Below are 16,016 nucleotides of genomic sequence, written 5' to 3'. Positions count from 1 at the left end.
TTCGGAATAGTTTTAATAAAATAGATGTTCAGTTTCATACGAATACCGACATTTTAATTTTATCACTTAAAATAAAAATTTCAATATGTAAACAATTAATCTAAATTACATAAAAATACTAAATTAAACGTCAATTTTAACAATTATAAAAATAAAAAAATGATTGTGCTTTAATTGATTTTAAAGCACAATCACCGTCATTATTTAGATAATTCTAAAGCTACATCAGCAGCAAGTTTTGCATTATTGTAAACAAGCTTAATATTTGATTCTAAGCTATTTCCGCCTGTTATTTCTTTTATTTTAGCAAGTAAGAAAGGGGTTGATTCCTTACCTTTTATTCCTTTTTCTTCAGCTTCTTTTACTGCATCTTCAATTGCTTTAGTTATTGTATCATAGTCCATTTCATCTTCTTCTGGAATTGGATTTGTAATTACAAGTCCTCCATTTAGACCTAAATCCCATTTTGCTTTTATTGTATCTGCTATCTCTTTAGCAGAATCAACTCTATAGTCTACTTTAAAACCGCTTTTTCTAGTATAGAATGCTGGCAATTCTTCTGTGCCGAATCCTATTACAGGTACCCCGTTAGTTTCTAGATATTCCAAAGTTAAACCTAAATCTAAGATTGATTTTGCACCAGCACAAACTACTGCCACATTTGTATGAGCTAACTCTTGAAGGTCAGCTGATATATCAAAAGTTTCTTGCGCTCCTCTGTGAACTCCTCCAATACCACCAGTAGCAAAGACTTTTATTCCTGCAAGTGCAGCTATTATCATTGTAGTTGCTACTGTAGTTGCTCCATCTAGTTTCTTAGCAACTATAAATGGTATATCTCTTCTACTTGTCTTAAGCACATTTTGGCTTTTTCCTAAGTGTTCAAGCTCTTCATCATTTATTCCTACTTTTAATTTTCCATCTAGTATAGCAATTGTTGCTGGCATAACGCCTTTATCTCTTAGTATTTGTTCAACTTTTTTTGCTGTTTCAACATTTTTAGGATATGGCATACCATGTGATATTATAGTAGACTCTAATGCTACTACTGGCTTTCCTTCTTCCAATGCCTTTTTTACCTCTGGTTTTATATCTAAGTATTTTTCTAACATAATTTTAACTCCTCCATTTTTTTAATTACATTTTCATGTGACATATTAGGATTTATTGTATTACTATGAGACAGAGCTAATATAGAAGCGCTCATAGCAAATCTTACTGAATAATCTATTGTAAAATCTTTAGTTTTACCATAAACAAGTCCTGCTACAAATGCATCTCCTGCACCTGTTGCATTTACTACCTTAATTCTTGGTGTTTTTACTATATTTTCATCTATGCCGTCATTATAGTAAACCCCTTCTTCCCCTAATGTAATAAATACTCTTTTTATGCCTTGGTTTAAGAAATACTCTCCACATCTTTTTAAATCATCGTTACTTTTTATTTCTATACCTGAAAGAATTTCAGCTTCAATCTTATTTGGCTTAATAGTATGGAAATTACCAATAATATTTTTTACCTTTTTTGCTTTTGACGTAGATACTGTATCTAGAAAAAATTCTGTGTCTCTATTGCTTGTAACAATATGTTCTATAGTTTCTTCAGGAATATTTGTATCTACAACACATATACTGGAGTTTTCTATTACATGTTTCTTCTTTTGTATAAACTCCGCTGTCATGCCTTCAAAAATATCCATATATGCAATAGCTGCATGCATATCTCCCTCTTCATCAAGTATACATAGATAAGTAGAAGTAGATTGTCCTTCAAGTATTAAAGAGTGCTGCATATCCATTCCTATAGCTCTTGCTTCATCTAGTATCTTACTTCCGTATACATCATCTCCTAAAGCCGTAATGAGTTTAACTTCTGATCCAAGCTTTTTAAGATTTTCACCTATATTTCTACCTACACCACCGAGAGATATTTTAACTACTCCAGGATTAGAATCCTTAGTAATCAGCTTCTGATTAGGAAAGCCTTGAATATCAATGTTCGCACCACCTACAATACAAACATAGGGTTCTTCATTCAATATATAGCCTTTGCCCTTTATATATCCCTTCTTCATCAAGTTTGTTATATGCACTGCAGCAGAAGAACGGGTAATACCTAAAGCATCAGAAAGCTCTTTCTGTGCTATCATTGGATTTTGTTTAATTAGCTTTAAAATTTCTTCTTCTCTATTAGTCATAAAATTCCCCTCAATGTTAAATATCTTATTTTCTTAACTTTTGCTTATTAACTTAACTTATGTTTATATTAACATAATGTAATATATTTTGCAACCATAAAAAATAAAAAGCTGAAAAAACTTATCAGAGCAATTTCATAGTTAGTTTTCCTGTAAGCCAGCTATGTTATTCAACCACTCAATTTTAAAGTTTCTTCAGCTTTATTTTTATCCGATCGCTACCATTGCTAACACCCCCATCTTCTATCAAAGTGGGGGATAATCACTGCTACGCGCCTGGATAAGTTCTGCTAAGGTTCAGATGAAGAAAGTCATCCTTATAAGCAAATTCCATCCTAACCTAAGAATCACTTGATAGTGCTGATTCAAAGATTTTTAGAACATCCTCAGCATTTAGTTTTCTAAAGTTACCTATCTCACCATATCTTACTGCACCTTTAGCCATTGTTTCTAGATTTTCTCTATCTATCCCAATCTCTTGGAGCTTTGTTGGTAAACCTAGAGATACAAAAAACTCTCTTGTCATATCAATAGCCTTGTTAGCTATTTCAAATTTATCTCCTTCTGAATCAATTCCCCAAACGTTAACTCCGTACTCAACAAAGCCATCTACTGTATCATCATTTAAGATGTATTTCATCCAGTAAGGAGTTAACAATGCCAAACCAACACCATGAGTTATATCGTAGAATGCACTTAATTCATGCTCCATAGCATGCACAGACCATTCAGTTTCCTTACCATAGCTTATTAAACCGTTAATTGCCAAACTTGAAGTCCACATTAAATTTGCTCTTGCCTCATAGTTCTCAGGTTCCTTATATGCTATAGGACCATATTTTATACAGGTCTTAAGCATTGCTTCTGCCATTCTGCTTTGAAGGTAAGCAGATTTAGTATTACTAAAATAGTTTTCATAAATATGGCTCATTATATCCGCTGTTCCTGCTGCCGTTTGACTAGCTGGAACAGTAAAAGTATATGTTGGATCTAAGATTGAAAATTTTGGTGACATATCTGGATGTGCTGTTGCTAGTTTTTCATTTGTATCTAAATTACTTATTACCGCAAATGGATCCATTTCTGAACCTGTTGCTGCAAGCGTAAGTATTGTACCAATAGGCAGCACCTTCTGTATTGGCGCTTTTCTAGTTAAGAAATCCCATGGATCTCCATCATAGTAATTAGCTGCAGCAATAACCTTTGCACAGTCAATTACACTTCCTGCGCCTACAGCTAAAATAAAATCTATGTTATTTTCCTTACAAAGCTCTGCTCCTTTTCTTACACTTGTAATCCTAGGGTTAGGCTCTACCCCTGATAGCTCTAAAAATTGTATATTTGCGTTATTAAGTATTTCTACAACTCTATCGTATAGTCCGCTTTTTTTTATACTTCCTCCTCCATACACTAATAAAACTTTAGAGCCATATTTCTTTACTTGCTCTCCTAAAACACTTATTTGGTCTTTTCCGAAGAAAACCTTTGTTGGAATATCATAATTAAAGTTTAACATTTTTACATTCCTCCTTTTGTTTATTTGTTATATTAATTATATTTCTGTGAAAAAATCCTTTCAATACAGTACTTTTTAGTTTCATAGTTTCTCTAAGGTTACTTCTAAATTTATCTTCTTAATCCCTTTCAACAGGAAAGCCTTCCTGAAAATACTCTTTAGGATATAATAAATCAATAATCTTATCTTTACTACACTTTCCATTTTCCATAAATACATCTGGTATACCCTTAAGAGATATTCTTACATTTTGAATATTAAATATATCACAAACATTCTCTATGCATTCCACCACTGACTTATCTTTATTTGATTTTATATACTTCTCTATTTCTTCATTTTTTAGCCATTCTACGTCACTTGAATAATTTTCATCGAAATTTACCACAGTACATTTTAATTTGCTTTTATCATTTCCCGAGATAGAAGACATAAAAAAGGTTTTTACCATAATATCATCAAAAGGTAGACTATACCCAGCAAAGATAATATGCTTTGCATTTTTCATCAACAGTCCCATTTCAGTTTTTATTTCTTCTAAAGGAGGTATACTTCTCTTTTTGGCTAAAGTCTGCATTATTAAAGGCATATCATATGGATAAGTTACTTGGCCGCAGTAAGGACATTCAATTGCTCCTCTTCTATATTCACACTCTTTCTTGGTTTTATACTTCCAGTTTTTCTGAAGTCCTCCAAATACTGATGGTCCAAAAACCTCAGTAGAGAGCCTATCCCATTTAGCACCAAAGGTAGTTATATACTTTCCACACTCAGGGCATATCCTTGAACCAAATACACCATGAGGGAATAATATTTTTCCTATCCTTACTATTCTAGATGGATATTTATAATCATTAACCCTTTTACATTGAGATTCATCAGAGGTATACCATATTTCCGATTCATCCTTTCCAATCTCCGTTGATGCTATTCTAGTACCAAAGTCATCAAATAATCTAAGCTTTAATCCATCCTTCATGTACATAGGATTGTCATTTTCTTCTTTATGAGCATTAAAAATATTCCAAAGAAGTATTGGATCCCAGTTAAAGGATACTATTGCATAGGAGTAAAGGTAAAACCTTCTTGTATCCCTTTTATACCCCCTATCTTCAAAGCACTTAGCTTCTTCTTTCATAAGTTCTGTCAAAATTTTTGAAAATTGATAGTATGGATTTACAAGTTCTTCGTCCATATAACCTGGGCTGCTTTGCACACTAAGTCTTTCCAGTTCTTCAATGAGCAGAATTAGACACCTTTTAGCACCAATAATTCTCTCAACTCTTAGAAATTCTGTTTTGCCATTGCAAAATGCGTTGAATCCCATACCATTCTCTATTAGTTGATCTAGCATTGTAAAAAGCTCATGCATGTTTAATTTAGTGTTAGTATTTATAATAGTTGCTAATGCCTTTAAATCATATATTTTTGATAGCTTAGAGTCTTTAGTTAAATCCTCTATTACCAGTTTTTTAAAAGCATTTTTTAGTTTTTCATTCTTATTTTCTAAAAATGAAAAGTCATTTTTATTAATTTTTATTACTAATTGTATTAATTCCTTTGTTGCATATAATCCAAGTGATTTAGTAGCTCCCGCACCCCATAAAATTACTGTTTCAGGCCAGTATCTCTCCGGCATTTTATCACCCCTATCATTTATACTATCTTTATTTCGTAAGTTAAAAATTTTGCGAGGCAAAATTTTAATAGAGGACAGAGGACAATTGACAGAGGACAGTGAAGGTGAGTTTTCTTCCTTACGTCAGAAAACTATCATATCTTTAAGCTCGTTTCGCTAATGCGAAACATTGCATTATATATAATAAAGATTTTTCGCAGCGTAGCGGAGAAAAATTCTCCTTCACTGTCCTCTGTCCTCTGTCAATTGTCCTCTAAAAAAATTACGTCGTAATTTTCTTACAAGTGTATATTAACCTTTATCTATAATTTATATTTGGAATTCAAAAATTTTTATTCGAATTTCATTTTGAGTGTTAGAGCGGGTAAGTCACCGGATAAAATTTCTCTTTATTGTAATACTATATTTGAAATATACTATTATGCCTGAAGGGAGAATCTTTATGAAAACACTACATTATAATGTATCTGGCTTAGCAGGAACTCAAAGTAAAACTAAAGTAAAAAATGCCTTGGACGAAATTGAAGGTGTTCAAGATGTGGCTGTAGATCTTGCTAGAGGAACTATTGAAATACAATACAATGAGCCAGCTAACCCTGGACAAATAGAACACTGCATAAGGCACACTGGTTATGATATAACTTCTGAAAATACAAAATGAAGTCTGGATATAGGGTGCTAGGCCAAAAGTTAACTTATACTTCGGGCTATGTTTCCAAGCTTCATTCCGTTAAAATCTTTTAGCCAGTCTAAAGCTTGTGTTTTAGACGACCTAAGAACTTAGATAAACTCGCTATGCTCAAACACTATCTAAGGTTCTAAGGTTGTCTTAAAACCCTTCGCTAAGACTGACACAAAGTTTTTAAATCTACCTTCAGCTTTGGAAACATATCCCTTCGTATAAGTTAACTTTCTGGTTACTTTCCCTGCATATTTTTTCTACTTTCTTTCTAAAGTTTTAAATAGGTGCTCATATTTGTTATCTTCGTCAATTTTACATTTCTTCAGTTCAATAACTTTCCAATCCTTTTCATCATATTTAGGAAAAAAAGTATCTCCTTGTATGTCTGCATCTATTTCAGTTATGTACATCTTATTTGTATATGGAAATAATAATGAAAAAATTTCTTCTCCACCTATTACAAAATATTCTTTTTCATCTTTAATATATTTTTTTAGATCCTCTTCATTATTAACTATAGTAACTCTGTTATCATCCACCTTATAATTTTTATCTCTTGTAAGTACCACGTGATGTCTGTCTGGTAATATCTGCGGAAGAGATTCAAAGGTTTTTCTTCCCATAATCATTGTCTTAGTTTTACCTGTTGTAATTTCTTTAAATTTCTTTAGATCATCTGGTAAATACCAAGGTATTTTGTTATCCAATCCTATAACATTATTGTTTGATATTGCAACGACAAAACTTAGCATTTTCTTTCCTCCGCTTCAAAACAACTTTATTATTATATATATTTTACCTCTTAAATGTTTTATTTATCAATATAAAGTTAAAGCTGCTGGATCACTTCTTCCAGCAGCCTCATATTATACTATAATTATATTTTTACATCCGTTCTTGCTAGCTATAACCTTAAGCTCTTCCATCATTTCATCATTAGGTTGAACAGCTTCTATTTTATCCGTACGTACTCCAATAGGTCTATATTTTATAATCTTATACCTTATTTCAGGATTTAATGATGCTATAAGTTTGCTTATTTCATTTACATTATTAAAATTATCTAAAACACCTGGCACTATTACAGTTCTAACCTCGTATAACTTATTTATGCCAGCAAGATACTCTGCGTTTTTTAATACTATATCATTGTCTCTTCCTGTTAGCTTTATGTGTTCATCCCTATCAAAGGATTTTATATCTAACATTGCCATATCCATTAGATCTACAAGATCTTTATTCTTACTAAAGTCTGTAGATCCATTTGTATCAACAAATACTGTAAGATCTAACTTTTTTACCTTTTCAAATAAATCTACTAAGAATTTATTTTGAAGGGTACATTCTCCTCCTGATACGGTTATCCCTGAAATAAAGGGCTTAACTTTTATAACTTCTTGTAATATTTCACCTACACTCATTGCTTTTGTCTTAGGACCGCAACTATTCTTACATACCTTAATACATTCTCCGCAATCCTTGCATTTTTCTTCCTGCCATATCACTGAGTCACCTACCATAGATATAGCGCCAAATTTGCAGCTGAATAAGCAGGTTCCACACTGAGCACATCTTTTTATTGTTTCAGGATTATGGCAATATAGGCAGTCAAAATTACATCCTTGAAAAAATATAGCCATCCTATTTCTTGGTCCATCTACCATACTAAAAGGAATAATTTTATTTACTAGTCCTTTAGACATTATCTCTTACCTTTCTTTCAAGTATTCTTGAGTTTTTCACAGCTCCGAGTCCAAGGGCTACTGTGTCCTGAAGTACCTGTTCCCCTCTATTTAACTTTTCTATATCAGATTTTTTTACTAGATATCCTGTTATTCTTATTACATCGCTATCTGATGAGTATAAGGAGAAATATCTCATTCCTTCTCTAAAGGCACCTTTTATTATATCCAATACGGCTCTAGGATTATTTTTTGCTGTTATTTCAAAAGGGAATATATCGCCTATGCCTGATGGGAAGTATTTATGGAATTTAGCACTTTGCAATAAGTGAACAGGTAGTTCTGGCTCCTCACCAATAGGTATTCTGCATCCTGGACTTGTGCCTTTATCTGTTTCAATTCCTACCTGAGCATGTAATAAAAAGTGATTATCAGTTGCACCACAGTATGGATTTATTCTGTTGTTCACTATTTCATACATTTTATCAATAATTGAAATTCCTAATTTATTAGCACATTCGCTATGTCCAAATCTATCCTTCTTTTCTTCTGCTTTTAGTAAAGTATTTACACACTCAGCTAATCCAAACATCCCAAACATAGCTGAAAATCTATCTTGACTTATTAAGCCTTCCTTTACCAAGAAACTGCTTTCAAAAAATGAGCTTTCCTCTACAATAAACTTTATTCTCTCATCAATATAATCTGACATCTTTGACATAGCATCTGTGAGTGTATTATTTATAAATTCTTCTACACTGTTAGCTTTTTTAGATAATCCAGCTAAATTTAGTCTAACTAATGTATAACTTCCTCCCCCTATATATAATCCATTGTAACAACTTGCAATACCGTAATCACCATACTTATTAAATTCTTCAGAAAACATCTCATGATTTGCAAAGCTTGGCTTTGCTGTAACTAATGCTGTACTTACTGCATCTGCTGCAAAATCATCGGAAGTATCTTTGCTATACTTTAAAGTTATATTAGGTATAGCTGTTTGAAGTTCTCTTTGAACTTTTAATATTATTCTTCCAGCTTTAGTCTCCATAGGTCCGATATTAGCATGGCAAAAAGAATCAGTTATAGTTCTATCTATGTGCAATAAAAATAATTTTATTGCCTTGTATGCTTCTTCTTCATTATCTATAAATGGATCAAGCAACGTATCAATATTTCCTATATATACTGGCATAGCAGTAATTGACGGAACATGCTTGTACAATATCAATAAATTATTAGTTGCTTCCCATATATCCTTTGCAGGCTCTAAACCTAGAAATTCACTTCCCCGATTCATAAATTTTTCATAATCTGGAACTATATATCTTGGTCTGTATGGGGCATTTCCTTCATTTAAGTCACAAATTATCCCCTCATCTCTTAATTCCTGTATCTCTTTACTTATATTCAGTACATTTAGGCTGGCCTCAGCCTCTCGAGCAAGAGTTAAAACCTTTTGCTCATATGTTAACGTTTTATCTTTTATTACATTTAAAGTATTTTCCATATTACTTCAACTCCAAATAAAATTATTTTTACTTATTATAATTTTATAGTCATTATCGCATTTTGCAAAGTCTTTATTTTCCAAAATATTAAGCGAATAAGATTTCTCCAGAATACAATTCTGGAGAAATCTTTATTTTTAATAATTTAATCTAAATTTTAATACAGGCTTTGAAGCTTGATTGTATATAAGAGTTAATTGAGGATCATTCTTAGGTACTTCAAATGTTACTGTGCCATCTACCTCTCCCCCAGGCACCAAACTTCCTGAGTCCAGTCTTCTATTAAAGCCCTTTGGAGCTGGGCTTTTTATCTGTCCTTTTGAATTTTGAAGCTGATAAAATGCTTCATTATAGTCTATATTACCACTTCCGATGTTTTTTTCCTTTAAGGTAACTATTATAAATTCATTCCCCTGCCCTGATTTTATATAATCATCTCCAAAAGACTTTTGAAAGTTAGTTATTATAATAGAAGTACTGCCTATCCTGGCCTCCTCATTAATTCCATATATTTTTCCTTCTGAATTTTTGCTGATACTAGTACTATTATTTATTGTCATAGGATTAAATGCTTTAAATAAATTTCCTGTCATTGTATTTGCTAAATTTTCATTTGGTTCTATAAGCCACATATTTTTATCTTTATTTTTAACAAGTTTTATATCCACGTCGTTGGTAACAGTAGGAACTGAAGATTCATTGAGATTCTTAGTGTAGTACTGCTCTATTAACTGATTTATATTGTCCTGTGTCATTTGCTCACCATTTAACGCTTTGCTATACAAGCCTGGGAATATATCTGTTACCATTTTTCCACTGATTTTATTCAAATCTGGTGAGGTAATCTTTGTTTTAGCTATGGCTGTATCCCCAGAAGTATTTGATGATATTACTTGATAACTTAATTTTGAAAATATTAGTTTAGCAAGTCTCTCATATTCAGGTCTATCAAACTTTAAACCTCCTACACTTGCTGAATCATTTCTCGATAAATACTTTGAGGCTGTTTGAATATCAGATTTTTTAAGTGCATCAAAAAAGTTATTTATTGTGGTATCTGGCTTCACAGCACAACCGATTAGAGATAATACTACTATTAAACAAGTTGAAATGCACAATAGTTTTCTAATTTTCTCCCTCATATTTTCCTCCTTAATGCATCATCAAAGTAATTTTCATATATTTTCCACGTATTACTTATATTTTTCCTTAACTTCTTAATAATTATTACATATTCTTTCTTATTCAGATATAACTTTAAAAGTCATCCTATCTTGATATTGTCATTTCTACTGATGCAAGGACTTCTTTAAATCCTAATTTCATTTTTCAAATTAAGAACTTACCCAAACTTACTAATAGACTAATATTTAATTGACAAAATTTATTATGTTTTGTATCATTTAATTGTTAACAACTATTTAAAAAATCAGTTAACAATAGTTACGTAATAGGAGGCCATTATCTATGAAAATGGAAACTAGAGAATTAATTCTAGTATCACTGTTCGCAGCTCTAACAGCTATAGGCGCCTTTATTAGAATTCCAATTCCCTATGTACCATTTACTCTTCAATTTTTGTTTTGTGCTTTTGCTGGAATACTCTTAGGTTCAAAACTAAGAGCTATATCACAGATAGTCTACGTTTTGGTTGGACTAATAGGAGTTCCTGCATTTACAGAGGGAGGCGGATCGGGATATATTTTTAAGCCAACCTTTGGATATCTAATAGGTTTTATTGTAGCGGCTTATGTAATTGGAAAAATAACAGAAAAAATAAAAGAACTAAATTTAATAAAAGCACTATTAGCTACTCTATCAGGATTATTTTTCGTATATTTATTTGGCGTTTCATATTTATACCTAATCTACAATTTATATTTAGGACAAATCAAAAATGTAGAATGGGCAATATTTTATGGATTTACAGTATGCATAGGTGGTGATTTATTCTTAAGCTTAGTTGTAGCAGTAACTGCTATAAAAGTAGCAGCCTTTGCTAAAAAAAGTAGACTGACATTAAATTAAATGTAGGAGAGAATAGAATGGAAAGTATAGTCTTAAAATTAGAAAAGAAGATAAATGAAGGAGGAAAGGTTAATTTTGAAGAAGCTCTTCTGCTTTCTAAAGTAAAAGATATAGAAGAACTATTTAAAGCAGCAGATAGAATCCGTAATAAATTTAATGGAATAAAAGTGGATTTATGTTCAATTATGAATGCAAAATCAGGAAGATGTTCTGAGGACTGCAAATATTGCGCTCAGTCAGCCCACTACCATACTAGTGTAGAAGAATACAGCCTAGTAGATGAAAAAGAGGCTTTAAAGTTGGCAGTGGAAAATGAAAAAGAAGGAGTAAATAGATTTTCCCTTGTTACTAGTGGCAGAGGGCTACAGGGGGAGGACTTTAAAAAAGCCGTAGGCATATATAAATTCCTTAAAGAAAATGTGAAAATAAAGCTTTGTGCCTCTTTAGGAATAATAGGTTATGAAGAACTTGTAGAATTAAAAAAGACAGGAATCTCAATGTACCATCATAATCTAGAAAGCAGCAGAGAATACTATGAAAAAATATGTACAACCCATACTTATGACGAAAGAATAGAGACTATAAATAATGCAAAAAAGTCAGGCTTAAAGATCTGTTCTGGTGGAATTATAGGCATGGGTGAAAGCATGGAGGACAGGATAAAACTAGCTTTAGAACTTCAAAATTTAGAAATACACTCTATTCCTGTTAATCTGCTGAATCCTATAAAAGGTACACCTTTAGAAAATACCCATCCATTAGCTCAGGAGGAAATATTAAAAACCATAGCCATTTTTAGATTTATAAATCCTAAGGCTTATATTAGATTAGCTGGTGGAAGAAATCTTTTAGAGGGCTTTGGAGTAAACTGCTTTAAAGTAGGTGCCAATGCTACTATCACCGGAAATTATCTAACTACTTCTGGGAATAAAATTGCAGAGGATATAAAAATGATAGAAAACTTAGGATTAGAGGTAGGTATAAAAAAACGCACTTACTAAAAAGTAAGTGCAAGAATAAAAGATTAAATATATTTAAATTAACACCTGGTTTATTATAAGTTCTCATACTGCAGTTTGTAAAGACTATAATAAAAACCTTTTTTGGCCATAAGTTCCTTATGGTTTCCTATTTCTTTTATTTCTCCTTTATGCAAAACAATAACAGTATCAGACTTCTTTATAGTTGATAGTCTGTGCGCTACTGCAATAGTAGTTCTGTTTTTCATAAGCTTTTCTAAAGCCTCTTGAATTATTGTCTCTGTTTCTGTATCAATATTTGAGGTAGCCTCATCCATAACTAAAATTGACGTATTAAAAACCAATGCTCTAGCAAAAGAAATAAGCTGTCTTTGTCCCATCGAAAGGGTTGTTCCTTTTTCATTAATCTTATGCTTATATCCATCATCAAAGTTTTCTATAAAATAATCTGCATTTACATGTTGGGCAGCTTTTTTCACATCTTCTAATGATATTTCTTTATTAAATAACTTTATATTAGTTTCAATGTCTCCTGCAAATAAAAATACATCTTGAAGTACTAATCCTATATTTCTTCTCAGCTCCTCAGTTTTTATATCTTTTATATTTATGCCATCAATAAGTATTTCACCTTTCTGATTTTCATAAAAACCGCAAAGCAAGTTTATAATACTTGTTTTCCCCGCTCCTGTAGCTCCTACAAAAGAAACAGATTGTCCAGGCAATATTTTAAAAGAAAGATTCTTTAAAATCCAGTTTTCAGATTCATAAGCAAACCACACATTTTTAAATTCAATTTCTCCTTTTGCCTTATTTAAATTACATCCATCGCTATGCTGGTCCTCAATTTTCTCATCTAGTATACCAAATATTCTTTCAGAAGAAACCATGGAGCTTTGATATGTGTTATATTGGTCCGTAAGCTCAATAATAGGTTGAAATAATCTATTTATGTAATTAATGAAAGCATAAAGAGTTCCTACTTCTATAGTTCCTTTAATGAGCCTTGTACCTCCATAAAATAATATAAGTGCTAATGATAAGGTTTTTACTACATCCATGAAGGGTCTAAAGACACCAAAAAGTATGATTTGCTTTAAGTTTGCATTGTAATATTCTTCATTTATATTTTGAAACTCATTGTATTTTTTGTTCTCCATGTTAAATATCTGAATAATTTTCATACCAGATATATGTTCTGATAAAAAGCCGTTTATAGAGGATAATTTATTTCTTATTTCACCAAAAATTCTTCTTGCTCTTTTTTTAAATAAAAGTGTAACTCCAAACATTAACGGCGTAACTAAAAGACATATTACAGTAAGCTTTAAGTCCAAACTTATCATAACTAATACTATTCCTATCATAATAAATACATTCTGCAAAAAACCTATTACTACATCTGTAAACATATCATTTAAAGAATCTGTATCATTGGTAACCCTTGTCACTATTTTCCCAATCGGGTTTTTATCGAAATAGGATATAGGAAGCTTTTGTATATGACTAAAAACTTGCTGCCTCAAATTCATAATTATTTTTTTAGCTGTACGCTCCAAAATATAAGTTTGAAAGTAACTTAAAATAAATTCTATAAGCATAAGTACAAGATAAATTAAACCTAAGAATTTTATTCCTGCTTCACATTGATTTGCTGTTAAAGCACCTGATAAGCCTTTTCTTATATAATCATCAATTACTATTTTTACAATATAAGGTCTTGCTAGCTGAGCAGCTGATACTACAAGGATTAAAGTGAGCGACAGCAAAAAATACTTCCAATAAGGACCTACATATTTTATTAACTTTTTTGTTGATTCTCTATCACCTTTTTTATAATTTTTTTCATCAGTTCTAAATCTTTTTCCCGAAGAACCTTGTGAAAATCCCCCGCCGCCGAAACCTCTAGGCATAAACATCCTCCTTAGTAATTTTCAGATCTCTCCTGCAATATCTGTTTTTCATACATTCTGTGATATAACCCACCTATTTTCATAAGATCTGCATGAGCACCTCTTTCTACTATGCTTCCTTTGTCTAGTACAATAATCTCATCTGCATGTTTTATACTAGAAACTCTGTGAGATATAATCAGGCATGAACAATCTTTTATAATATATTTTAATCCATCCAATATATTTTTTTCTGTCTCTGTATCAACTGCTGATAAACAATCATCTAATACAATTATAGAAGGTTTTTTTATTATAGCCCTAGCAATGGATATCCTCTGTTTTTGACCACCAGATATATTTACACCGCTTTCACCAAGCATAGTATCAAATTTATCTGGAAAGTCCATTATATTATCATATACCTGACTTATCTTTGCTGCATCCTCTATTTGTTTTATAGTATAATCTCTTTGAGAAAAAGCTATATTATATTTTATTGACTCAGAGAATAAAAAATTATCCTGAGGTACATATCCTATGTTATCTCGGAGAACCTTAACAGGTATTTCTGTAATGTCCATATTGTCCATTATAAGCTGTCCTTTCTCTTGAGGATTGTACAATCTTAAAATTAAATTTGCTAAGGTGGACTTCCCACTTCCAACCTTTCCAACAATGGCTACAGTTTTTCCAGGCTCTAAAGTTAAATCTATATTTTTTAGTACAGGTTTAGACTCCTTACTATATGAAAAAGTTAAGTTTTTAAAAACTACTTTTCCGCTAAGTTTAAGATTATCAAACTTATTTTTAAAATCTGATTTATCATGTACTTCAGGTTTTTCATTAAACAATTTCTCTATTCTACCTTTTGATGCCTCTCCTCTTTGAACTATATTAACAATTCTTCCTATAAACTTTATAGGTCTAATTAAAACTCCTATATAGCTGTTTACAGCAATAAAATCTCCTATAGTTATTTGTTTTTTTAATACTAAAGAAGAACCATAAACCAATACAATCAAATAAGAAACAGCACTTAAAAATTCAATTAAAGGATAAAATACTCCCCAAACCTTAACCAGTTGTATGTTTGTCTCATAATTTCTTACATTTATTATCTTGAAATTCTCAATTTCCTCTTTTTCCTGTACAAAGGTTTTTATAACTCTAATACCTGCGATATTTTCCTGGACTTTTTCAGTTAAACTAGCAAAAGATTCTTGTACTTTTTTAAATCTATTATTTATTACAATCCCAAACTTTGCTACTACAACTATTAAAATTGGTATAGGTAAAAAAGCCATGATCGTGAGTTTCATATTTATAGTTTTTCCCATAGCTATTATACTTAGAAGCATAAGGAAAAATGTATCTATAATTAAGTTAACACCTCTACCTAAAGCTAAACGTACTGCATTAACATCGTTTACTGAAAGTGCCATCAGTTCTCCAACACTGTTTTTGTTAAAGAAACTCATAGAAAGCTTTTCTAAATGTTTAAATATTGCATTTGTAGTTTCGTATTGAAATAATATTGATGCACCTGTTATCTGTAGCCTGCTTAAGTAGTTTAATACAAAAATAGATATTGCAATAATTACTATAATAGATGAGTACATGCCAACATTGTTAGCATTTATACTTCCAGTTTGAATACCATCTATAATTTCCCCGGTAATTCTTGGAATAGAAACTTGTAGAATATTTATTAAAAGTAGAGCCATTGCTCCCTTTGCATATCTCATTCTATTTTTAAATATAAAATTTTTTACTCTTCCTGCCACCCTGTCACCTACCTTGCATAATATTTAAGTTAATTATATTCCAATTGGTGCCAGGTAGCAAACAAACATAAGAATAAATTTACTATCAAATAATTA

13 protein-coding genes are annotated in these 16,016 nt (G+C 31.3%); 3 read left to right on the top strand and 10 right to left on the bottom strand.

Annotation, left to right across the window (positions count from 1 at the left end; genetic code table 11):
* Positions 1–200: 200 nt before the first annotated feature.
* From I6U51_RS22735 to I6U51_RS22720, 4 genes are all read right to left on the bottom strand, one after another.
* Entirely contained in the window at positions 201–1,112 is a 912-nt protein-coding gene (locus I6U51_RS22735) for a pseudouridine-5'-phosphate glycosidase (protein WP_211144841.1), read from the bottom strand.
* Complete coding sequence (locus I6U51_RS22730; protein ID WP_211144840.1) at positions 1,106–2,200, bottom strand: PfkB family carbohydrate kinase; 1,095 nt, start codon at positions 2,198–2,200, stop codon at positions 1,106–1,108. The genes I6U51_RS22735 and I6U51_RS22730 overlap by 7 nt, the downstream gene beginning before the upstream one ends.
* 340 nt (positions 2,201–2,540) lie before the next feature.
* Entirely contained in the window at positions 2,541–3,716 is a 1,176-nt protein-coding gene (locus I6U51_RS22725) for an iron-containing alcohol dehydrogenase (protein ID WP_211144839.1), read from the bottom strand.
* A gap of 118 nt (positions 3,717–3,834) precedes the next feature.
* Complete coding sequence (locus tag I6U51_RS22720; protein ID WP_211144838.1) at positions 3,835–5,355, bottom strand: hypothetical protein; 1,521 nt, start codon at positions 5,353–5,355, stop codon at positions 3,835–3,837.
* A gap of 442 nt (positions 5,356–5,797) precedes the next feature.
* Here I6U51_RS22720 and I6U51_RS22715 point away from each other — a divergent pair, with 442 nt between their 5' ends.
* Positions 5,798–6,016, top strand: coding sequence for a heavy-metal-associated domain-containing protein (locus I6U51_RS22715; protein WP_211144837.1), 219 nt, complete (start codon positions 5,798–5,800; stop codon positions 6,014–6,016).
* Positions 6,017–6,294: 278 nt separating this feature from the next.
* Here I6U51_RS22715 and I6U51_RS22710 read toward each other — a convergent pair whose 3' ends face one another.
* The 4 genes from I6U51_RS22710 to I6U51_RS22695 all read right to left on the bottom strand — a co-directional run bounded on the left by I6U51_RS22710 (position 6,295) and on the right by I6U51_RS22695 (position 10,375).
* Positions 6,295–6,789 carry a dihydrofolate reductase gene (locus I6U51_RS22710; protein ID WP_211144836.1) on the bottom strand — a complete coding sequence of 165 codons (495 nt, stop codon included), beginning with the start codon at positions 6,787–6,789 and terminating at the stop codon, positions 6,295–6,297.
* A gap of 114 nt (positions 6,790–6,903) precedes the next feature.
* Entirely contained in the window at positions 6,904–7,740 is an 837-nt protein-coding gene (locus I6U51_RS22705) for a YjjW family glycine radical enzyme activase (RefSeq protein WP_211144835.1), read from the bottom strand.
* Positions 7,733–9,232 (bottom strand): YjjI family glycine radical enzyme, encoded by a 1,500-nt coding sequence (locus I6U51_RS22700; protein WP_211144834.1) that lies wholly within the window; start codon positions 9,230–9,232, stop codon positions 7,733–7,735. The genes I6U51_RS22705 and I6U51_RS22700 overlap by 8 nt, the downstream gene beginning before the upstream one ends.
* A gap of 138 nt (positions 9,233–9,370) precedes the next feature.
* A complete protein-coding gene (locus tag I6U51_RS22695) occupies positions 9,371–10,375 on the bottom strand; it encodes a DUF4352 domain-containing protein (protein ID WP_211144833.1) in 1,005 nt (334 codons plus the stop codon).
* Between the two features lie 331 nt (positions 10,376–10,706).
* Here I6U51_RS22695 and I6U51_RS22690 point away from each other — a divergent pair, with 331 nt between their 5' ends.
* Both I6U51_RS22690 and bioB read left to right on the top strand, forming a co-directional pair.
* On the top strand, positions 10,707–11,261 hold the full coding sequence (locus I6U51_RS22690; protein WP_211144929.1) for a biotin transporter BioY: 555 nt from the start codon (positions 10,707–10,709) through the stop codon (positions 11,259–11,261).
* 17 nt (positions 11,262–11,278) lie between these two features.
* Entirely contained in the window at positions 11,279–12,262 is a 984-nt protein-coding gene (bioB, locus tag I6U51_RS22685; protein WP_211144832.1) for a biotin synthase BioB, read from the top strand.
* Between the two features lie 53 nt (positions 12,263–12,315).
* On the opposite strand, the gene I6U51_RS22680 is transcribed toward bioB, so the two are convergent.
* Both I6U51_RS22680 and I6U51_RS22675 read right to left on the bottom strand, forming a co-directional pair.
* Positions 12,316–14,154 carry an ABC transporter ATP-binding protein gene (locus I6U51_RS22680; RefSeq protein ID WP_211144831.1) on the bottom strand — a complete coding sequence of 613 codons (1,839 nt, stop codon included), beginning with the start codon at positions 14,152–14,154 and terminating at the stop codon, positions 12,316–12,318.
* A gap of 11 nt (positions 14,155–14,165) precedes the next feature.
* Positions 14,166–15,881 (bottom strand): ABC transporter ATP-binding protein, encoded by a 1,716-nt coding sequence (locus I6U51_RS22675; RefSeq protein ID WP_211144830.1) that lies wholly within the window; start codon positions 15,879–15,881, stop codon positions 14,166–14,168.
* Positions 15,882–16,016 lie beyond the last annotated feature (135 nt).

Source organism: Clostridium aciditolerans, assembly GCF_016316925.1.
In the GTDB taxonomy this organism is placed as follows: Bacteria; Bacillota; Clostridia; order Clostridiales; family Clostridiaceae; genus Clostridium_AM; species Clostridium_AM aciditolerans.
This window is presented reverse-complemented; position numbering and strand designations above follow the sequence as displayed.